The following is a 21,816-nucleotide window of genomic DNA, read 5'->3' as shown; positions in this document are numbered from 1 at the left end:
TAATATATTAAAAAACTTATGAATACACTAAAAGCGATAATAGTAGATGATGAGCCGTTAGCACTTAAACTTCTGCGTTCAAAACTGAATAAGTTTTCTGAGCTGGAAATAATTGCCGAATGCAAAAATGGCCGGGAAGCAATTCAAGCGACGATGGATTTAGCGCCTGATATTATCTTTTTAGACATTCAAATGCCGGGCATTGATGGCTTCGGAGTGATTAAAAAACTACAAACTGATGTTGTGCCGATGGTGGTATTTACTACTGCGTTTGAGCAATATGCGTTAGACGCTTTTGATGTTCATGCCGTTGATTATATTTTAAAACCAATAGACGAAGATCATATCAAAAGAGCGGTTGAACGTGCCTTAATTAGATTTAATAGTGGCGATAATACCGATAATAAAAATCGGATTATCGGTGCCATAGATAGTATTAACGAGCGAGAAAATGTTGATATTAGATTTCCTCTTGATCCTGAAGTAGCCGATAGCCAAACAAGTTCGACCTCAGGCATTGTAGAGCGGAAAGTCGTGATCAAAGATCGAGATGACATTACTTTATTAAAGCAATCTGAGATTGAGTGGATAGATGCTGCTGGCGATTATGTTTGTTTACATGCCGATGGCGTCACCCATATAAAGCGCAGTACGTTAAAAAGCCTGTTAAAAGAACTTGATCCGAATATATTCAAGCGTGTTCATCGCTCTACCATAGTAAACCTTAATTTTATTCAAAAAGTCATACCCCACACTAAAGGGGAATTTTTTCTTAAACTTGGTGAGTATGATCAAGTAAAAGTAAGTCGCAATTACCGAGATGTTATTAAGAGCTTCTTAACTGACATGTAAATGTTTAACAAGAAACCCAAATAGCATACTTGTATATACAAGCCTTGCATGCAGAGGCTTTTTACGCTACATTCCGCTTATTATTGCTGTAACTGGAATTTAAAATGACCTTACCAAGTGCCAACTGGCAACTACTTTTTATCAATGTAAATATTGCCACCATGACTCAAGCCGGTACTTCTTATGCTGCTATTGAAGACGGCGCATTAGCAATTAGCGACGGCAAAATTGTTTGGCTAGGCAATAAACAACAACTTCCTGAATATGATGAAAGCCAAGTTGAAGTCATTGACGGTAAAGGTCAATGGTTAAGCCCAGGTCTAATCGATTGTCATACTCATATTGTTTATGGCTCACACCGTGCAAATGAATTTGAACTGCGCTTACAAGGCGCGAGTTACGAAGAAATTGCACAAAGTGGTGGTGGAATAGTTTCAACCGTAAAAGCTACCCGTACAGCAAGCGAAGATGAGTTGTTTGCAAGTGCTTACAAACGCCTTAATGCTTTACATAATGAAGGTGTAACAAGTTTAGAGATTAAATCTGGCTATGGCTTGGATTTAGATACCGAAGTAAAAATGTTGAAAGTAGCAAACCGATTAAGTGAAAGTTTGCCGGTTACAGTGCAAAAAACATTCTTAGGGGCGCACGCATTACCCGTTGAATATAAAGATGATGCCGACGCGTATATCAAGCTTGTTTGTGAGCAAATGATCCCCGCAGTTGCCAAGCAAAACTTAGCCGATGCAGTTGATGTGTTTTGTGAAGGTATTGGATTTTCTCTAGCGCAAACTGAAGCTGTTTTTAGTGCGGCAAAAGCACATAACATTAGAGTGAAAGTACATGCTGAGCAATTATCTGATCTTGGCGGCACCGAACTTGCTGCAAAATATAATGCCTTATCAAGTGATCACCTCGAGTATTTATCTGATGCTGGTGTTAAAGCTATGCAAGCAAGTGGTATGGTCGCCGTATTATTACCTGGGGCATTTTATTTCTTAAGAGAAACAAAGTTACCACCAATTGAAATGTTGCGGGCAAACAACGTACGAATAGCTATAGCCAGTGATGCAAATCCTGGCTCATCGCCAATTAACTCGATTCAGCTAATGTTAAATATGGCCTGTACATTATTTAGGTTAACCCCTACAGAAGCATTAGCTGGTGTTACGTGTAATGCCGCAAGGGCGTTAGGTATTGATGATAAAGTTGGTGAATTAGCCGTAGGCATGAACGCCGATATTGCCATGTGGGATATTGAGCAACCCGCAGAGCTTTGTTATCAGTATGGAGTTAATCCATTAGCGGCTTTATACAAGCTAGGTAAGCGAGTTATTTAAGTTTAAAATCATAAATTGTTGAAAGCGCATAGCTGTGAAAAATAGTTATGCGCTTTTTTGTTCAAAAATTAGTCAAACACTTATTCATTCTTGAAATCCTCGATAAATTAATGTTTTTTTACATTTATTTTGAAAAATATACCAACTCGTTCATCTCATGTTCAGCTTTGTTTGTTACTATGTCGACAATTCATAATTATTAAAAACTTAGGCTCTTTTATGTCAACGAAAAATTATATCTTTCCGCTTTTAGCACTTTCATTAATCTTTTCTGGTTGTGCATCTACTTCTTCAAATGCAGGAAAAGGCGCTGCAATAGGCGCAATTACCGGCGCAATAATAGGTAAATCGACCAGTAACCATAAAAATAAACGCGCGGTATGGGGCGCAGCCATTGGCGCACTTGCCGGTGCTGCTGTTGGTGATTATATGGACAAGCAAGAAGAAGAGTTTCGTCAAGAACTTGCGGGTTCAGGTATAAAGGTAGTACGTGAAGGTGATAACTTACGCTTGATCATGCCAGCCAACATTACTTTTGCCTCTAGCCAGTCAAATATCACTTCGAGCTTTCATACTACGCTAAATGATGTTGCTAAAGTGCTAGGTAAATACGATAAAACACTATTAAAAATTGAAGGTCATACCGACAGTAGCGGCAGTGAAAGCTTCAACCAAAAGCTATCTGAGCAACGTGCTGAAAGTGTTAAAGTGTATTTAATGCACCAAGATATTTTAGCGAGTCGTTTACGTACTAAAGGTTTTGGCGAATCTCGTTCTATTGTGAGTAACGATACCGCGGCCAACAGAGCGTTAAACCGCCGCGTTGAAGTGAAAATTATGCCTAATGAAGCATAGATAAAATTATATCATTTCAATGAGGCTAGAAGTGTTTGCTTCTGGCCTCATTAATTTTTGTCTAAAATTAACGGCCCAATGCCGTTTTCACCAAGTATATCCTCAGGATTATAAATTGGACATTTTGTCATCGATAAGCAACCGCAACCGATGCAACCTGTTAATGAATCTCTTAATTTTTCCATATAAGCAATACGTTGATTCAGTTGTTGTTGCCAACTTTTAGACAGTTTGGCCCAATCATCTTTATTCGGCGTGCGTTTATCAGGTAATGTCGCAAACACAGTTTTTATCTCGTCTAAGCTCACGCCCATTTTTTGCGCGGCTTTAATAACTGATATGCGCCTTAAAACATCTCTTTTGTACCTTCTTTGATTACCTTGATTTCGCCAACTTCGGATCAACCCTTTTTCTTCATAAAAATGTAAGGTTGAAACTTTAACGCCACATCGTTTGGCAACAGTACCTACAGCAAGATTCGCTTCTTCTAACATAATTAATACCAAAAAGTTTTTTTCATAATAATGAAAAAAACACTTTACCTCAAGTTTGGTTGAGGTTTTATGATGGGCGCAATTATTAAAAAGGAGCAACATTATGACTACTATTAAAGCCCAAGCAAGAAACCTAACGTTAAATAATAAGGACAAGACACATCCCTACATCAGCGCATTTTGCCATTTATTTATTCAAACAATGCACAACAAGTAATTCATTATTTAAAGTTCTCAAGAGCAAGAGTAGAACAATAACAGAACAAGAAGGACAACCTATGTTGTATTTAGAACACCTAAATCTAGTCGTACAAGATATTCCAAGCACGTTAAATTTTTATCAAGCTGCTTTTCCACATTGGCAGGTGCGAGGAGGCGGTGAGGCGCTATGGTATGGTAAACCAAGAAACTGGCTGCACTTTGGTGATGAGTATCAGTACCTAACATTTAATGATGATGGTGTTGGCGCAAATCGAGATCTTAGTGGTCATCAAGTTGGACTTGCTCATTTTGCCTTTGTAACGAGTAATCTTAGTACTTTGATCGAAAGATTAGCAAAAGCTGGTTTTGAAATAGCAAAAGATGGCGCTGATTCAGTCCATCGTAACAATGTATATTTTGTTGATCCTAGTGGCTACGAAGTCGAATTTGTTGAGTATTTAACTGATATACCGAAAGAGCGCAATTGCTATGACGAGTGAAAAATTCACGTTTGATTACTATACTATTATTAATGGACTTGGTATTAGTGGCTAATTTTTAATTACAGAGGTGACTTATGTTTTTAAAAAACAGAAATAATGGCGATATGGTTGATGTTAGCGATATTAGTGATCTAACAAATTTATTTCATCAACACGTTTTAGGTAGATATCAGGCAGGTGAAGAGTTACAAGATCCAGAAGAGTTTAATAAAGCCGACTTGCTTTTTCTTTCGGGCGAGGAGTTACCCCGTTGTTGGATGGACCCTGATTATCGAAGTCAAAAATAACATTATCTTTTACATCAAAAGAGCCATGGCAAAATAATGCCATGGCATCTTTATTAATCAATATCGAGAGCATCTTGCGATAAGATAATACCAGTATTGTCTGCGTAAATATGATCATCCGGAAGAATAGTCACACCAGCAAAGTTTACTGCTAAATCGCTTTCACCTATATTAGTATCATCGCTACCTACAGGGATAGAAACCATAGCTTGAATGCCAAGTTCTATTTCTTCGAGTAAATCTACTTCCCGTACACTGCCATAACAAATGATACCTTCCCAACCATTTTTAGCGGCAGATTCAGCGATATAAGAATCGATTAAAGCTCGTCTAGTAGAACCGCCACCATCAATGACTAATACTTTGCCGGTACCATCTTGTTCTACGGTTTCATTAATTATGCCGTTAGATTCAAAACATTTAATGGTCACCACAGTGCCACCAAAAGAACTGCGCCCGCCATAATTACTTAACATAGGCTCTAAGACATCTATTGAGTCAGCATATAAATTACATAGTTCTGAGGTGTTATATTCCATGATTTACTCCATCTTAACCGGTGGGTTAAGTAATTGAATTAATTCTAGTATAACGCTTAGTGATGAAGGAACAAGGAAAGATTTTAAGTTGTTACGGAGTAATTAAATTTTAGGCAATAAAAAAGCACCCGAAGGTGCTTCTTTGTTCGGGTTTTAAGGCTATTACTTAGTCTTAAGAGCACCGAAACGTTTGTTGAATTTATCAACACGACCACCAGTCTCAGCAGCTTTTTGCTTACCAGTGTAGAACGGGTGACATGCAGAACATACGTCTAAGTAAATGTCTTTACCGCGAGTTGATTCAGTTTCAATAACGTTACCACATGAACAAGTTGCTTTCATGCTTGTGTAATTTGGGTGGATATTTTCTTTCATGGAAAACCTCTATTTTTTAAGGCCGTATCGCCGCTTGATCAATTGCCAAGTACCATACGAGTTACAATTTAAGTTGGCGGATCATACGGGATCAAGAACGGATATTCAACTAAAATAGTTAAAAAACAACCAATTTATTACCTTGTCTCAGTATATTCGAAATTACCTCTAAATATCAGTCAAATAATAATTATAAATTAGCTTGGCAAAATGCCTTTAACTCGTCAGAATAAATTAAAATAATATTAGTTAGACCAACACCTTGGATAATCAGTTAACTTACTTACAAATCGCATTACCAATACCTATGCGCCAAAGTTTTACCTATTCAGTGCCTCCAGCATTAATACAGGTGAACTTTAAAAAAGGCGATCGAGTTTTGGTACCGTTTGGCCATCGTAATTTGATTGGTGTAGTACTTGCGGTAAGCCATGAATGTGATGTTGATAGTAAAAAGCTTAAACCTATCAGTGAGCGTTTAAGTGATGAGTCACGATTATCTAGCCAACAAGTTGATTTTTTAAGTCTGTGTGCTCGCTATTATCACCATCCCATTGGCGATGTAGTCACTCAAGCATTACCGGTATTGTTAAGACAAATTAAACCCGTAGATTTAAGCCCTCCTGCTTGTTGGTTGAAAAATTCAAGTTTAACTGATGATGAGTTTGAACTCGTTGTTAAAGGCTTTAAAAAATCTGCTGCAAAACAAAAAGCATTACTTGAGTTTATTTGTGAGCATGATGAGCTTACTTGGCCTGAAATAAGAATGGCCGGTTATAGCAAAGCGCAATTAAATGCCTTACTTGGCAAAGAGCTTATTGTTGAACAAGCGGTTAAGCAAGAGCCTTTTGTTTGCAAAGATAATTCGGTAAATCATAGTGATAAGCCACAACTCTCCGTTGAACAATCTCTAATTGTGAGCAGTATAAACCAACAGCTTGATGGATTTTCATGTCATTTAATTGATGGTATTACCGGTAGTGGTAAAACTGAAGTGTACCTGCAAATAATTGAGCAAGTATTACTGAAAAATAAACAAGTGCTAGTGCTGGTACCTGAGATAGGCTTAACCCCACAAACATTATCTCGTTTTGAAAAGCGTTTTCGCGTGCCTGTAGTGTTGCACCATTCCGGTTTAAACGATAACGAGCGTTTACAAACTTGGCATCAAACTAAGCAAGGTAGAGCGGCAATTATTATTGCAACCCGCTCTGGTGTATTTACGCCAATGGTGAAGCCCGGCATCATCATTATAGATGAAGAACATGATGGCTCGCTAAAACAACAAGAAGGCTTTCGTTATCATGCAAGGGATATTGCCATCCTTAGAGCTCGACAATTAAATATTCCGATTGTATTGGGAACCGCTACACCTTCGTTGGAAACATTACAAAATGCTCTTACCGGTAAGTATCAATATCATCAACTAACTAAACGTGCAGGTAAAAGTAACAAGGCAAGTATTTCACTAATTGATATGGCCAGAGAGCAAGTTGAGTTCGGCCTGTCGGGTACACTGAAAAAAGCCATTGCAGACACGCTAAAGCGCGGCGAACAAGTACTTATATTTTTAAATCGACGTGGTTTTGCGCCTGCCATTTCTTGTCAGGAATGTAATTGGATTTGTGAGTGCCAACGATGTAATAAACCATATACTTTGCATCAGGGCCAAAGCTTATTGGTCTGTCATCATTGTGGCAGTCAAAAACGCATTGTCAGACAGTGTGATAGTTGTGGTAGCGTGCGCATTAAACCTTTAGGACAAGGTACTGAGCAACTTGAACAACGTTTGGTTGAATTGTTCCCGGATTACTCTTCAGTAAGAATTGATAGGGACAGTACTCGTCGCAAAGGAGAGCTTGCCAAATTATTACAACAGGTAAGTGATAAAGAGCACCAAATACTAGTGGGTACCCAAATGCTCGCTAAGGGTCATCATTTTCCCGATGTAACCTTAGTTGCTGTGTTAGATGTTGATGGTGCGCTATTTAGTTATGATTTTAGAGCGCCAGAACATATGGCACAACTGTTAGTGCAAGTTTCTGGCCGTGCAGGAAGAGAAAGTAAACCCGGTAAAGTTATGGTGCAAACTCAATACCCAGAACATCCGTTATTACAAGACTTAGTACAAAACGGTTATGAGCACTTTGCCAAATACGCATTAATTGAACGCGAGCAAGCGATGATCCCACCATTTGCTTTTCAGGCATTATTTAGGGCCGAAGCAAATTATCCAAGCACTCCACAAACTTTGCTTAGAGACGTAAGCCAGCAAGACTTTAGCGGCTGTATGGTGAGTGGACCTATAGCGGCAGCACAAGAAAAGAAAGCGGGTAAATATCGATTTCATCTGTTGTTACAAGCTAAAGAACGCAAAGATTTACATCGTGCTGTACAGCAAATACTCGCCAATATATCGACCCATGAGTTAAACACAAAGGTGCGTTGGAGTATTGATATTGATCCACAAGAATTGAGTTGGTAATTAGTTAGAATTATTTAGGTAAAACAAACGCTGTACATTGGTGTCTGGTTCGTTAAAAATGGTAGCTATAAGAAACATACTTTCCTAAATTATAAAAATTGTAGAGTGCTATGGCTCACCAAGATTATGTTGCTCGCCCCCGCGCAACCAAAAAAAAGAAAAATCCTTACAAGCCTAAGGCTAAAAAGCAGGCGCAAAAACCATCGATGAAACCTTTGATAATCCTCGCCATTATTGTGGTATTAGTATCAGGGTTTGTGTTTAGTTTAAACTTCATGAGTGACAATGCTCCTGATGTTGAGGTCGCTGAAATTAAAATGTCAGATCAAAAAACAGCTGTCATTGAAGATATTTTGCCAGAAATTCCCACTGAAAAATGGACCTATATGGATGGCCTTAAAAATAAAGAGGTTGAAGTAGGTGATTATGAAGTTAAAGAAAAGGGCCCTTATCAAATGCAATGTGGCTCATTTAGAAAGCAACAACAAGCAGAAGAGTTGAAGGCCAATATTGCCTTTGCCGGTTTAGGATCGAACATCCGCAAAACCAATGGTAAAAATGGTGTTTGGTATAAAGTCGTGCTCGGACCATTTGAGCGTAAGCGCATGGCTGAAAGTGCCAAACATAAGTTAAAGCGTAACAAAATCAATTACTGTCAAATATGGCTTTGGACTTGAAAAACTAATTTCTGAACCCATCTATAGTTTAAGATTCTTTCCGAGGTGTCTGTTCTGTAATTATTTGCAGAAGACACCTCGTTTTTATTTATAGAGGTTTAATGTGACTACTATCGTATCTGTAAGACGCAACGGTAAAGTATGTATTGGCGGCGATGGTCAAGTATCGTTGGGCAACACAGTAATGAAAGGCAATGCTAAAAAAGTACGCCGTTTATATAATGAAAAAGTACTAGCCGGTTTTGCTGGTGGTACTGCCGATGCCTTCACCTTATTTGAGCGTTTTGAAAGTAAACTTGAAATGCACCAAGGCCACCTTACTAAATCTGCTGTCGAATTAGCAAAAGATTGGCGCAGTGATCGTGCCTTAAGAAAACTAGAAGCTATGCTTGTAGTAGCCGATGAAACGGCATCATTAATCATTACGGGTAATGGTGATGTTGTACAACCTGAAGATGACTTAATTGCTATTGGTTCAGGTGGAAACTATGCTCAAGCTGCAGCGTTAGCTTTATTGGAAAATACTGAATTGTCAGCGCGTGAGATTGTTGAAAAATCTTTAACAATCGCCGGTAATATCTGTGTATTTACCAACTTAAATCAAACCATCGACGAAATTTAAACTTATTACCAATGATATTGGCTTTTACTCACTGTAATAGCCTGTATCAAAGAGGACTTTTCCATGTCTAATATGACTCCTCGTGAAATTGTTCACGAATTAGATTGCCATATCATTGGCCAAAATGACGCTAAAAAAGCGGTAGCAATTGCTCTTCGTAATCGCTGGCGTCGTATGCAACTTAATGAAGAGTTGCGCACCGAAGTTACACCAAAAAATATATTAATGATTGGCCCAACAGGTGTTGGTAAAACTGAAATTGCCCGTCGTTTAGCTAAACTTGCCAATGCCCCATTCATTAAGGTGGAAGCAACAAAGTTCACTGAAGTGGGTTATGTTGGTAAAGAAGTTGAAACTATAATCCGCGATCTAGCCGATATGTCAGTTAAATTAACAAAAGAGTTAGAAATGACTCGTGTTAAACATCTAGCTGAAGAAGCAGCAGAAGAACGCATTTTAGATGTACTTATTCCTAATCCGAAAAATTCGTTTGGTGAAGATGAAGCATCTGACAATTCATCAACACGTCAAGTATTCCGTAAAAAATTACGTGAAGGTAAGTTAGACGACAAAGAAATTGAAATTGATGTGGCACAACAGCAAGTAGGCATGGAAATCATGGCTCCTCCAGGTATGGAAGACATGACTAATCAGTTGCAAAGTATGTTTCAAAATATGTCGCAAGATAAAACCAAAAAACGTAAATTAAAAATTAAAGATGCGTTTAAAGCTCTGCAAGAAGAAGAAGCCAGTAAAATGGTTAATCCGGATGAGTTAAAAGAGAAAGCGATTTATGCAGTAGAGCAAAATGGCATAGTATTTATTGATGAAATCGATAAAATCTGTAAGCGTGGCGATACCTCAGGACCAGACGTTTCTCGTGAAGGTGTACAACGTGACTTACTACCATTAGTTGAAGGCTCTACAGTGAGCACAAAGCACGGTATGGTAAAAACGGATCACATTTTATTTATTGCCTCTGGTGCTTTTCAAATGGCTAAACCAAGTGATTTGATACCTGAATTACAAGGTCGTTTGCCAATTCGTGTTGAGCTTCGAGCGTTAACTGTTGAAGATTTTGTTCGTATTTTAACTGAGCCTAATGCGTCATTAACTGAGCAATATATTGCGTTGTTGGCTACTGAAGGTGTAAGAGTTGAATTTACTGAAGACGGTATCCAAGCAATAGCCAAAGCCGCATGGCAGGTAAACGAAACTACTGAAAACATTGGTGCCCGCAGGCTTCATACTGTGATGGAACGCTTAATTGAAGAGTTATCTTTTCAAGCAGATGCTAAATCAGGTGAAACAATTGTTATTGATAAAGCTTATGTTGAAGGTAAACTTGATATTCTTGTTAAAGATGAAGATTTAAGTCGCTTTATTCTATAATCACCTTATTTGTTAAAAAGGAGAGTACATGCAAGTTACTCAGTTGGTCTTAAATGAAAAGACAAATTTTCTTACCTTAAGTTTTGCTGATAATTTTAGCCAAAGCCTAAGTTATGAATTTATGCGTGTATACTCTCCTAATGAACAAACGCCCCAAAAGGGTCAAGCCAAAGCACCGGTTAGTCATAAAAAAATGGTTAAATTATTAGCCATAGAACCATTGGCTAAACATGGTTTTCGGATGAACTTTGATGATCAACACAGTGCCATATACAGCGCTCAGCTACTGCAAGAGTATGCTCATAATAAAGCTCGCCTTTGGCAAGAGTATATTGATGCGTTAGCACATACTGGTCATAGCCGAGAAGCAATGATCGACATTACCCAAATTCAATAATTTAGTTCAGTAAGTTAAACTGTTAACAGTGAGAAAAAATGACTAACAACGATATTTTACGCCGCATTCGTTTTGTATTTAATTACGATGATAGCACTATGTTATCTATATTCGCGCAAGCTGAATTGAAAGTAGATATTGAAAAATACCATCATTGGCTACGTAAAGAAGATGATGATAAATATATCAATTTAACTGATACCCAATTAGCTACATTTTTAAATGGTTTAATCAATAAAAACCGTGGAAAACGAGACGGCCCACAGCCAAAAGCTGAAAGTAAGTTAAATAATAATATTATTTTACGTAAACTTAAAATCGCCTTAAACCTTAATGATGAAGATATGCTGGCTATTCTAGCGTTAGCTGATTTACGCATTGGTAAGTCTGAGCTTAGTGCCTTTTTCAGAAAGGTAGGCCATAAGCATTATCGTGAATGTAAAGACCAAGTGATGCGCAACTTTTTACAAGGTATGCAAATTAAGTACCGCGAAAGTAACCCATACGTATAAATTAAAAAGTAGGGTCAGAGTCAAGTTTTAACAACAAACCTTGACTCTGACCCTAGTTTATTTCCCACAGCATGCCGCATCTTTACGGGCGTAGATAATTACATGTTTAAGGTAACATCAATGAAACGATTTCTTTATTTAGCCGTCGGATTTGGATTTGTTGTCTTAGCTATTATTGGAATAGCCTTACCTGTATTACCAACCACACCGTTTTTATTAGTGGCAGCAGCATGTTTTGCTAAATCATCAAAGCGTTGCCACAAATGGTTAATTGACAATAAATTGTTTGGCCCAATTATCAATAACTGGCAAAAAAATCGCTGTATCCCTAAAAAAGCTAAATTAGTTGCGGTGTTTTCAATTCTTATTTTTGGTAGCTTCTCGGTGCTATTAGCAGTACCAAATATCTATGGAAAGTTAGCAACTACTGCATTATTAGCCATTGGTTTATTCGTTGTCCTTAGTATTAAAACCTGTCCTCAAAAGCAAAAATAATCCTTCACTTCCTATTCTAAGTGTCGTTATTATTAGATATGTTAATAATAAAAAATATATTTAGATATGATCTAAACCTTTTTAATAGATACTGCATCTTACTTAATGAAAAACAATATAGCCCTTTAGGATTTAAATAATTTGTCTGCACCAAGCACAGTGATAAATGCCGAAGATGTTTTTGCACAAAAACAAGAGCATGAATGGATAACAAACGCCAAGGCCGGCGATCGGAGCGCATTTAACCATTTGTATAAGTTACATGTTGGTCGAGTTTATGCGTTGTGTTTACGTATGTTGTCTAGTCGTGACCAAGCCGATGATGTAGCGCAAGAAGTATTCGTGCAGGTATGGTTAAAAATAGAGAATTTTCGTGGTGATGCCAAATTTTCTACCTGGTTACATTCGGTGGCAACTAACACCGTGTTAACCCATATGCGTAAACAAAAAAGTTGGGTACAAAAAGTTTTCAGTATTGAAGATAACCCTCAGGCTGAGCAAGCAGGTAATGAAATTGAAGACTTATCTGACTTAGACAAAATGATTTTACGTTTACCTGAAAGAGCTAGAATTGTGTTTGTATTATTTGCCGTCGAAGGCTACAGACATGAAGAAATTGCAACAATGTTAAATATGGCGGTGGGTTCGAGTAAATCTCATTTCCACCGAGCTAGAACTTTATTAAAAGAGTGGTTGTAACTATGAACAAGCCAATATCAGATCAACAATTACAAACACAAATAGATAATCTTGCTAAAGATATTAAGCCTGAGCGTGATTTGTGGGCAGGAATTGAACATGCTATTGAGCATAACTCTCAACAAGTTAGTGCTCCTAAAAAGCCCCATTTTGCTCCTTATGCTTGGGCCGCTTCAGTAGCTTTAGCTGTACTCCTTACTTGGAATATTAATACCAATACATCAGTACAAGTCGCAGAAGTAAGTGCTATAGATGTTATTCAACAACAATACAGTCAAGAAAAAAATAGTATGTTAGTTACTTTTGGCGAGCCAGACTTAAAAGAATTACCAGTAGAAATTCAATCACAATTTAATGAATTAGATTCAGCTAGAAAGTCATTAATAAATGCTCTAGCAGATGATCCGAATAATGCCGACTTACTAAATCTATTGAAATGGACGCAGCAACAAGAGCTGAATTTAATTGAGCAACTGTATAGTCCTCAATGGCAAACAATTTAGCGGCAAACAATTTAGTTGCAGACAAAATAGCTAAAGAAATATAAATAATTTAAATCAGTAATGATACCGAGAAATTTATGAAGTTTTATCGAAATACCCTAAAGAACACCTTAGCGACATTAAAGATCAGCGGAGCTATTTTTTTACTGGCGTTAGCAATACCTGCTTTAGCGAAAGACGTTGATCAAAAGTTAGCTGTTAGTGAAAACGCAAACATTAGTATTGATAATTTACGTGGAAAAGTTGTAATTAAAGGAACAGCTACTAACCAAGTTTGGGTGACAGGAAAGTTAGATGATAAAGCTACTGATTTTATTCTAAAAGCCGATGGTGACAATGTTATTGTGCAAGTTAAAATGCCTGCACATATGAATAATAGTTTTTGGGATCATGACGAGCAAGAAACCGATATCGTTATTGAAGTGCCTAAAGGGGCTAAAATAAGCTTCCAAGGTGTCTCAAGTGATATCAAAATAAGCAATGTTAATAATGATGTAAGAGCTAAAACGGTCAGTGGTGATGTTATTCTGAAGCAGCTAAACGGTAATCGAGTAGATATTGAAACGGTTAGTGGTGATATTGACACTAAATCTATTAATGGCCGTATAAGTTTGTCTGCCGTTAGTGGTGATATCAAAGATGATGGCTCTGCCGGCCGATTAGAATATTATGCGGTTAGTGGCGATATAGACGTAAACAGTACTGCCGAAGAAGTTGTTGCCAATGTAATTTCTGGTGACTTAGAGATTAGACTAAACAATGTTATTGATGCAGAGCTTTCAAGCGTAAGTGGTAATGTAGTTGCTAAACTTGAACTTAATGATGATGGCTTATTAGAAATGTCTTCTGTAAGTGGTAATTTAGACCTAGTTTTACAAGAAAATGTTAATGCATCTGTTAAAGTTGATTCGCATGCAGGCGGTCGCATAACTAATAAATTAACTGATGATAAAGTGGAAAAGGCCAAATATGGGCCGCATTCTAAATTATCAACTCAAGCTGGAAGTGGCAGCGCATCAGTTAAAATGTCAACTGTATCTGGTAACGTAAAACTTCACTATTAGCCATTAGAAAATAAACCTGCCAAATAGAAATGAATGAATATAGTTTGAAAAAGACTTGAGTCTTAATTAAGTTACTAATTTCAAACTATATTATTTTATTTCTATGAACTTATCCCACCCCTAAAAATCAAATGTTTACAAAATAATTTACTTTTTGCGCTATAAAATCGTCCTTTTTCCGGTCTAACACTAAGAAGACAATAAATTGCGGGGGCGAATATGAGTATTTTTAAACATTATCAGAGCCGCTACGACTTAGCTAAAGAAGAGGAGCTAACGTTAACTGAATTCCTTGAGCTTTGTCGTAATGACAAATTAACCTATGCCAATGCAGCAGAGCGGTTATTAGCTGCAATAGGTGAACCAGAATTAATTGATACTTCGCAAAATCTAGTATTAAGTCGGCTCTTTTCTAATCGGGTGATCACTCGCTATCCTGCTTTTGCTGAATTTTTTGGTATGGAAGAAGCCATTGAGCAAATAGTGTCTTATCTCACTCATGCATCGCAAGGCCTAGAAGAAAAGAAACAAGTCTTGTACTTGTTAGGGCCCGTAGGCGGAGGTAAATCTTCATTAGCAGAAAAGCTTAAAGAGCTAATGCAACAATTACCAATCTATGTACTGAGTGCTAATGGGAAACGTAGTCCGGTAAATGATCACCCCTTCTGTTTATTTGATCCTGAGGCTGATGGAAAAATTCTCACTGAAGATTACAACATCCCGTCAAGGTATTTGAATACAATTATGTCACCTTGGATAGTTAAGCGGTTGCATGAGTTTAATGGTGATATTTCAAAGTTTAAGGTGGTGAAATTACACCCCTCTATTATCGATCAAATTGCCATCGCAAAAACAGAGCCCGGCGATGATAACAACCAAGATATATCATCACTTGTCGGTAAAGTAGATATTAGACAACTAGAGCATTTTGCTCAAAACGATGCTGATGCATACAGCTATTCAGGTGCGCTATGTAGGGCCAACCAAGGGCTAATGGAATTCGTTGAAATGTTTAAAGCACCAATTAAGGTATTACATCCATTGTTAACGGCAACCCAAGAAGGTAATTACAATTCAACCGAAGGACTTTCTGCATTGCCATTTTCTGGCGTGTTGCTGGCTCATTCGAACGAGTCTGAGTGGATAACTTTTAAAAATAATAAAAACAATGAAGCGTTTCTCGATAGGGTTTATATCGTCAAAATTCCATACTGTTTAAGGATGTCAGAAGAAGTCAAAATTTATCAAAAACTACTTGATAACAGTGAATTAAGTGATGCTCAATGTGCTCCATCTACGTTAAGTATTTTAGCGCAATTTTCTATTTTATCTCGTTTATTCTCGCCAGAAAATTCAAGCATTTATTCTAAAATGAAGGTCTATAACGGTGAATCATTAAAAGATACTGATCCTAAAGCAAAATCATACCAGGAGTATCGAGATTTTGCTGGTGTTGATGAGGGAATGTCGGGTGTGTCTACTCGCTTTGCTTTTAAAATTCTTGCTCGGGTGTTTAATTTTGATCACCTTGAAATAGCAGCAAATCCAGTACATTTGTTTTATGTACTTGAACAGCAGATTGAGCGAGAGCAATTAGCGAAAGAAGTAGCTGATAGCTACTTAGAGTTTATCAAAGATTATTTGATCCCAGAATACATCGAGTTTATTGGAAAAGAGATCCAAACAGCATACCTTGAGTCTTACTCAGAGTATGGGCAAAATATTTTTGATAGGTATGTCGTCTATGCCGATTTTTGGATTCAGGATCAAGAGTATCGCGATACCGACACAGGGCAAATACTAAACCGTTCGACCTTAAACACTGAATTGGAAAAAATTGAAAAGCCAGCAGGTATTTCTAACCCGAAAGATTTTCGTAATGAAATTGTCAACTTTGTTTTAAGAGCTAAGGCGAATAATAACGGCAAAAATCCGCTTTGGACCAGTTATGAAAAACTTCGAACTGTGATAGAGAAAAAAATGTTCTCCAATACCGAAGACTTGTTACCGGTGATTTCTTTTAACACCAAGTCATCTTCACAAGACCAACAAAAACACGATGAATTTGTGCAAAGAATGATCACCAAAGGCTACACCGCCAAACAAGTACGGTTATTGTCAGAATGGTACTTACGAGTTAGGAAATCATCTTAATGTAAGGGGAGTTTTAAATGGCTGTTTTTATCGACAAACGTTTAAATGCAAAAAACAAATCTATGGCCAATCGCCAAAGATTCGTGCGTCGTTATAAAAGTCAAATTAAACACTCATTAGCTGAATCTATTAATCGTCGTAAAGTAACTGACCATCAGTCTGATGAGGATGTCAGTATTTCTAAAAAAGATTTATCGGAGCCTACATTTAAACAAGGTGAGGGGGGTATTAAGCAGCGAATCTATCCAGGTAATGACCAGTTTAGTGAAGGCGATAAAATACCAAGGCCAAAGACTTCTCAAGGCACAGGGACTGGTGAAAGTGGCGCAAGTGATAGTGGTGTAGGAGAAGATGATTTTATTTTTTCTATCTCGGCAGACGAGTATTTAAATTTACTGTTTGACGATTTAGAACTACCCAATTTGCAATTCAATCAAGTTGATAAACTTATCGACTACAAAACTGTACGCGCTGGTTATTGCAATGAGGGCGCTATTGCCAATATTGATATTGTAAAGTCATTACAAGGCTCTATCGCAAGACGCATGGTAATGACGAGTGATAAACGTAAACAGCTTAAACATTGTCAGCAACAGCTTGTACTACTTGAGCAAAAAAATGAAGACCAATCAGCAGCAAAAATACAGTTAACCGAAAAAATAGCAATACTGAAAGATAAAATAGCGAAAGTACCGTTTATTGATACCTTCGATTTACGCTATAGAAACTACGATAAACAAACTATTCCTTCCTCAAAAGCGGTCATGTTTTGTTTAATGGATGTATCTGGCTCGATGGTACAAGCGACGAAAGATATGGCGAAACGTTTTTATATTTTACTGTATTTATTTTTAACGCGAAATTATAAAACTATTAATGTGGTGTATATCATCCACCATACCCAGGCTAAAGAAGTTGATGAACAAAATTTTTTCTATTCAAAAGAAACTGGCGGTACCATCATTTCCAGCGCACTTAAATTACTCTATCAAATCATCAAAAAACGCTATAACTCGAAAGACTGGAATATTTATGTAGCACAGGCTTCTGACGGGGATAATTGGCAGGACGATACGCCAAAATGCTATCAACTATTGGCTAATAAGATACTGCCGATAATTCGATTTTATAGTTACATAGAGATAAATAATAATGAGCCCAAATCGTTATGGTTGGAGTATCAAAGACTCATTGATAAATACCCACACTTTACCATGAGGCAAATTACTGAGGTGGCAGATATTTATCCCGTGTTTAGAGATTTATTTAAAAAAACAGCAAATATTAACGCTGGTTGGGGGCAATATGGCCGTTGATTTTAGCTTTGATAAATTACCTGATTGTGCCGAGTGGACCTTTGACTATTTGGAAAAGTATAAACAACAAATCGATCGGGTGGCGAAATTTTATGGCCTAGATACCTACCCAAATCAGCTTGAAATGATTACATCCGAGCAAATGATGGATGCTTACGCCAGTGTAGGTATGCCGATTGGATATAATCATTGGAGTTTTGGTAAGCGCTTTTTGCAAACACAGCAAAACTATATGCGTGGTCATATGGGTTTAGCCTACGAAATAGTGATTAACTCGAATCCTTGTATTACTTATTTGATGGAAGAAAATACTTTAACCATGCAGGCATTGGTAATGGCGCATGCAAGTTATGGTCATAATTCATTTTTTAAAGGTAATTATTTATTTCAAACCTGGACCGAGGCGGACTCTATTATTGATTATCTATTGTTTGCTAAAAATTATATCCATCAATGTGAACAAACATATGGCATAAATGAAGTAGAAGCCACTTTGGATGCATGCCATGCGTTAATGAGCCACGGAGTAGACCGTTATAAAAGACCACAAAAAATGTCACTGGCGAAAGAACTGGAGCAACAACAAGAGCGAGAACTGTATTTGCAATCGCAAGTGGATCAATTGTGGCAAAAGTTAGATAACAATAATACTGAACGAGATAAACAAAGTAGCAATGAACGTATTTTTCCTGAATCACCACAAGAAAATATATTATATTTCATTGAAAAAAATGCCCCTTTACTTACGCCATGGCAGAGAGAAATTGTACGTATAGTGCGTAAAACTGCGCAATATTTTTATCCTCAAAAACAAACCCAAGTAATGAATGAGGGATGGGCTTGTTTTTGGCATTACACCATTATTAATCATCTTTTTGATGAAGGCTTATTAACGAACAAGTTTATGCTGGAGTTTTTACATCACCACACAAGTGTCATTAATCAACCCGCATATAATTCGCCTCAATATACAGGAATAAACCCATATGCCTTGGGGTTTAGCATGTATTCTGATATTCGCCGTATTTGTGAACACCCAAGTGATGAAGATAAAGAGTGGTTTCCACAACTTACCGGTAGCAATTGGCTTGAGGCAGTGAAATCAGCGATGCAAAATTATAAGGATGAAAGTTTTATTAGCCAGTACCTTTCACCGCACCTTATACGCGAGTTCAAATTTTTTGAACTCGTTGATGATGACAAACAAAATCACATAGAAGTGACATCGATACATAATGATAAAGGTTATCAAAAAATTCGCACTGCATTGGCTAAGCAGTATGATTTGAGTCATATTGAAGCGAACATTCAGATTATTAACGCTGACATTGAAGGCGATCGTTCGTTAACGTTGGAGTATATTCCGCAAAATAATGTTAATTTAGCTGATACTAAAGACGAAGTAATAAAGCATTTACATTACTTATGGCAGTTTGATGTTAATTTAGTAACCCAAGACAAAGAAATGTACACTCAAATATTAAGCCATTGTCCTGAAGAGCTTGAACCTTAATCGCTTTCAATATCAATTTGGTTAATTTTCACAACTAATCAAGTTTTTCTTCAATTATCTTCATTAATAGCTTAAATTGAACAGTTAAATTAGCGATAATAGTCATTCATATAAAAGCATCGTATTTTGTATGATAAACCAATTATATTTTCGATGTGGAACTCAAGTACTAATGGCGCAAAAGCAAGAATTCAAAAGAGACTTTAAAAAAGACTTTAAGAACGCAAATGATAAACAAGTTGATCAGCTTAAAATTGCTCCTCATTCATTAGAAGCTGAGCAATCTGTGCTAGGCGGTTTATTACTAGATAATAACTCTTGGGATAATGTTGCTGAGCGTGTTGTTAGTAATGACTTCTACTCTCGTGCGCATCGAATTATTTTTGAAAGCATTGGTGAGCTGATTGAAAAAGGCAACCCTGTTGACCTTATAACACTATCTGAAGGCTTAGAAAATCAGCAGCAAATTGATGATGTTGGCGGTTTTGTATATCTTGCCGAAATGATGAAGAATACACCTAGTGCTGCCAATATTTGCGCCTATGCAGATATCGTACGCGAGCGGGCTGTTACGCGCGAGTTAATTAAAGTTGCCCATGAAATTGCCGATGCTGGTTATGATCCACAAGGTAGACCTAGTAGTGAGTTACTTGATTTTGCCGAGTCAAAAGTTTTCCAAATAGCTGAACAGCGTGCAAGTAAATCAGAAGGTCCTGAAAACATTCACTCAGTAATGGAAAAAACTGTAGATAAAATAGAAAAACTTTACGGCCAACCACATGGTGGTGTAACTGGAGTTTCTACTGGCTTTTCTGACCTTGATAAAATGACCGCTGGTTTGCAGCCTTCTGATTTGATTATTGTTGCAGCAAGACCATCAATGGGTAAAACCACTTTTGCGATGAACCTAGCTGAAAATGCAGCAATGATGCAAGATAAACCCGCGCTTATATTTTCACTAGAGATGCCTTCCGATCAAATCATGATGCGTATGCTTGCGTCTCTTGGGCGTATTGACCAAACCAAAATTCGTACTGGTCAACTGGGCGACGAGGATTGGGCACGCCTTTCATCGACAATGGGATTGTTGATGGAAAAAGGTAAAATGTTTGTTGATGATGCAGCAGGCCTTACACCTACTGAAGTTCGCTCTCGCGCTAGACGTGTTGCCCGAGATAACGGCGGTATATCGATGATCATGATTGATTATCTACAACTTATGCGAGTGCCTCAGTTTAGTGATAACCGAACCTTGGAAATTGCAGAAATATCACGCTCATTAAAAGCCTTAGCAAAAGAATTACAAGTACCTGTTGTTGCATTATCTCAGTTGAACCGTGGTCTTGAGCAACGTGCCGATAAAAGACCGATAAACTCAGATTTACGTGAGTCAGGCTCAATTGAGCAAGATGCCGATTTGATCATGTTTATTTATCGTGATGAAGTTTACAACGACGATTCTCCTGACAAAGGTACTGCTGAAATTATTCTAGGTAAGCAACGTAATGGTCCAATTGGTCGTGTACGGTTAACCTTCCAAGGCCAATTTTCACGTTTTGATAATTTTGCCGGCCCTGGTGGAATTATGGATGAAGATTAACTTTGAATTGTCGTTCATAGTAAAACTCTTTGATCAAAATAGACACTCTGACATTCCCCTACTATATTATTAGAAAGGCTTTAAACAACGGTTAACAGGCAGTAACCGTCTTAAAGTTTTTAAATTATTAGAAATCAAAGGGATAATGTGATGGGAAGCGAAACCAGTACGGTCACTGTGTTGTATTATGATCAAAATGACATGACGTCTATTTGCTCAGATGTACTAAATAATTTAGAAGTTCAAACAGATGATAGAGTGATTTTTCCAAGCTCATACCGGGATGATAAAATAATTATTGCGGTGTTAGATGGTGATTGCCAAGTTCGTAATTCACTTGGCGATAGAGCAATATTTTCTTAAAAAATTTGAGCTAAATTACCTAGATACTGTCACATAGATAAAATTATCTATTTACTGACAGGTTTTACACTTGCCGTGTGCTTCAACTACCTGCTTATTAATGCTAAAACCACTGGCATCTGCCATAGCCCTTAGCGCTAAATCGAGATTGTTCGATTGAATTTCTTCAACATTTCCACAATTATCACAAATTAATAATTGTACCGGGTGATTGCATTCACTGAAGTGATCACATAACAAAAACGAATTAATAGATTCAATTTTATGTACAAAACCTTGCGCCGCGAGAAAATCTAAAGCTCGGTAAACAGTCGCAGGTTTTGCACCCGGTTCGACAGTTTGTAGCTTCTCTAATAAATCATAAGCACCAATAGCGCCGTCATTTTCGGCAAGTAACAGAAATACCTGTTCACGTGCTGTTGTTAAACGAGCACCTGATTTTTGACAAGTTAATCGGGCTTGTTGTAAAAGCTGTTGAGCGTTCATTTTCATTCGATAATTCGTTATTTTTTTATAGTGTACCACAGCGAAAATGTCCTGCCAGTAAAGCAGTCGATAAAAGTAGATATTAATATCTG

Annotated in this window: 24 protein-coding genes; 20 read left to right on the top strand and 4 right to left on the bottom strand. The window is 37.4% G+C overall.

The window, feature by feature from the left end:
• Positions 1-18: 18 nt before the first annotated feature.
• The 3 genes from RGQ13_RS16640 (at position 19) to RGQ13_RS16630 (ending at position 3,047) form a co-directional block, all read left to right on the top strand.
• Entirely contained in the window at positions 19-852 is an 834-nt protein-coding gene (locus RGQ13_RS16640; protein WP_348390860.1) for a LytR/AlgR family response regulator transcription factor, read from the top strand.
• 104 nt (positions 853-956) lie between these two features.
• A complete protein-coding gene (hutI, locus tag RGQ13_RS16635; protein ID WP_348390859.1) occupies positions 957-2,192 on the top strand; it encodes an imidazolonepropionase in 1,236 nt (411 codons plus the stop codon).
• 219 nt (positions 2,193-2,411) lie between these two features.
• Positions 2,412-3,047: an OmpA family protein gene (locus RGQ13_RS16630; protein ID WP_348390858.1), complete on the top strand. Its 636-nt coding sequence runs from the start codon at positions 2,412-2,414 to the stop codon at positions 3,045-3,047.
• 50 nt (positions 3,048-3,097) lie between these two features.
• Here the strand turns inward: RGQ13_RS16630 and soxR are convergent, their stop codons facing one another.
• Positions 3,098-3,541: a redox-sensitive transcriptional activator SoxR gene (gene soxR / locus RGQ13_RS16625; protein ID WP_348390857.1), complete on the bottom strand. Its 444-nt coding sequence runs from the start codon at positions 3,539-3,541 to the stop codon at positions 3,098-3,100.
• A 278-nt stretch (positions 3,542-3,819) separates the two neighbouring features.
• On the opposite strand from soxR, the gene RGQ13_RS16620 reads away from it, so the two are divergent.
• Together RGQ13_RS16620 and RGQ13_RS16615 are read left to right on the top strand one after the other, a co-directional pair.
• The gene (locus RGQ13_RS16620) at positions 3,820-4,242 is read left to right on the top strand and encodes a VOC family protein (protein ID WP_348390856.1); all 423 of its coding nucleotides are present in this window, start codon (positions 3,820-3,822) and stop codon (positions 4,240-4,242) included.
• A 77-nt stretch (positions 4,243-4,319) separates the two neighbouring features.
• Entirely contained in the window at positions 4,320-4,532 is a 213-nt protein-coding gene (locus RGQ13_RS16615) for an acetyltransferase (protein WP_348390855.1), read from the top strand.
• Positions 4,533-4,585: 53 nt separating this feature from the next.
• On the opposite strand, the gene rraA is transcribed toward RGQ13_RS16615, so the two are convergent.
• The gene (gene rraA / locus RGQ13_RS16610; protein ID WP_348390854.1) at positions 4,586-5,071 is read right to left on the bottom strand and encodes a ribonuclease E activity regulator RraA; all 486 of its coding nucleotides are present in this window, start codon (positions 5,069-5,071) and stop codon (positions 4,586-4,588) included.
• Positions 5,072-5,233: 162 nt separating this feature from the next.
• Entirely contained in the window at positions 5,234-5,446 is a 213-nt protein-coding gene (gene rpmE / locus RGQ13_RS16605) for a 50S ribosomal protein L31 (RefSeq protein ID WP_348390853.1), read from the bottom strand.
• A gap of 262 nt (positions 5,447-5,708) precedes the next feature.
• Between rpmE and priA the strand changes: the two genes are divergently transcribed.
• The 15 genes from priA (at position 5,709) to RGQ13_RS16530 (ending at position 21,238) form a co-directional block, all read left to right on the top strand.
• Complete coding sequence (gene priA, locus RGQ13_RS16600) at positions 5,709-7,931, top strand: primosomal protein N' (RefSeq protein WP_348390852.1); 2,223 nt, start codon at positions 5,709-5,711, stop codon at positions 7,929-7,931.
• Positions 7,932-8,041: 110 nt separating this feature from the next.
• Positions 8,042-8,608: an SPOR domain-containing protein gene (locus RGQ13_RS16595; RefSeq protein ID WP_348390851.1), complete on the top strand. Its 567-nt coding sequence runs from the start codon at positions 8,042-8,044 to the stop codon at positions 8,606-8,608.
• Between the two features lie 103 nt (positions 8,609-8,711).
• Positions 8,712-9,230, top strand: a complete 519-nt coding sequence (gene hslV, locus RGQ13_RS16590) for an ATP-dependent protease subunit HslV (RefSeq protein ID WP_348390850.1) — start codon at positions 8,712-8,714, stop codon at positions 9,228-9,230.
• A gap of 63 nt (positions 9,231-9,293) precedes the next feature.
• Entirely contained in the window at positions 9,294-10,622 is a 1,329-nt protein-coding gene (gene hslU / locus RGQ13_RS16585) for an HslU--HslV peptidase ATPase subunit (RefSeq protein WP_348390849.1), read from the top strand.
• A gap of 28 nt (positions 10,623-10,650) precedes the next feature.
• Positions 10,651-11,019, top strand: a complete 369-nt coding sequence (locus RGQ13_RS16580) for a gamma-butyrobetaine hydroxylase-like domain-containing protein (RefSeq protein ID WP_348390848.1) — start codon at positions 10,651-10,653, stop codon at positions 11,017-11,019.
• A gap of 38 nt (positions 11,020-11,057) precedes the next feature.
• Positions 11,058-11,531: a YehS family protein gene (locus tag RGQ13_RS16575; RefSeq protein WP_348390847.1), complete on the top strand. Its 474-nt coding sequence runs from the start codon at positions 11,058-11,060 to the stop codon at positions 11,529-11,531.
• Between the two features lie 120 nt (positions 11,532-11,651).
• The gene (locus RGQ13_RS16570) at positions 11,652-12,026 is read left to right on the top strand and encodes a YbaN family protein (RefSeq protein ID WP_348390846.1); all 375 of its coding nucleotides are present in this window, start codon (positions 11,652-11,654) and stop codon (positions 12,024-12,026) included.
• 159 nt (positions 12,027-12,185) lie between these two features.
• A complete protein-coding gene (locus RGQ13_RS16565) occupies positions 12,186-12,725 on the top strand; it encodes an RNA polymerase sigma factor (RefSeq protein WP_348393426.1) in 540 nt (179 codons plus the stop codon).
• 2 nt (positions 12,726-12,727) lie between these two features.
• On the top strand, positions 12,728-13,228 hold the full coding sequence (locus RGQ13_RS16560; RefSeq protein WP_348390845.1) for a hypothetical protein: 501 nt from the start codon (positions 12,728-12,730) through the stop codon (positions 13,226-13,228).
• 77 nt (positions 13,229-13,305) lie between these two features.
• Positions 13,306-14,292: a DUF4097 family beta strand repeat-containing protein gene (locus RGQ13_RS16555; RefSeq protein WP_348390844.1), complete on the top strand. Its 987-nt coding sequence runs from the start codon at positions 13,306-13,308 to the stop codon at positions 14,290-14,292.
• Positions 14,293-14,511: 219 nt separating this feature from the next.
• Positions 14,512-16,446, top strand: a complete 1,935-nt coding sequence (locus RGQ13_RS16550) for a PrkA family serine protein kinase (RefSeq protein WP_348390843.1) — start codon at positions 14,512-14,514, stop codon at positions 16,444-16,446.
• Positions 16,447-16,463: 17 nt separating this feature from the next.
• Positions 16,464-17,762, top strand: a complete 1,299-nt coding sequence (locus RGQ13_RS16545) for a YeaH/YhbH family protein (protein WP_348390842.1) — start codon at positions 16,464-16,466, stop codon at positions 17,760-17,762.
• On the top strand, positions 17,752-19,275 hold the full coding sequence (locus tag RGQ13_RS16540; protein WP_348390841.1) for a SpoVR family protein: 1,524 nt from the start codon (positions 17,752-17,754) through the stop codon (positions 19,273-19,275). Before RGQ13_RS16545 ends, RGQ13_RS16540 begins: the two co-directional genes overlap by 11 nt.
• A gap of 172 nt (positions 19,276-19,447) precedes the next feature.
• Positions 19,448-20,875, top strand: coding sequence for a replicative DNA helicase (gene dnaB / locus RGQ13_RS16535; protein ID WP_348390840.1), 1,428 nt, complete (start codon positions 19,448-19,450; stop codon positions 20,873-20,875).
• Between the two features lie 150 nt (positions 20,876-21,025).
• Entirely contained in the window at positions 21,026-21,238 is a 213-nt protein-coding gene (locus tag RGQ13_RS16530; RefSeq protein WP_348393425.1) for a DUF2375 family protein, read from the top strand.
• 51 nt (positions 21,239-21,289) lie between these two features.
• Here the strand turns inward: RGQ13_RS16530 and zur are convergent, their stop codons facing one another.
• On the bottom strand, positions 21,290-21,724 hold the full coding sequence (zur, locus tag RGQ13_RS16525) for a zinc uptake transcriptional repressor Zur (protein WP_348393424.1): 435 nt from the start codon (positions 21,722-21,724) through the stop codon (positions 21,290-21,292).
• Positions 21,725-21,816 lie beyond the last annotated feature (92 nt).

Source organism: Thalassotalea psychrophila (genome assembly GCF_031583595.1).
Taxonomy (GTDB): Bacteria; Pseudomonadota; Gammaproteobacteria; order Enterobacterales; family Alteromonadaceae; genus Thalassotalea_A; species Thalassotalea_A psychrophila.
The sequence above is the reverse complement of the archived record's forward strand: the minus strand, read 5'-3'. Positions and strand labels throughout refer to the sequence as shown.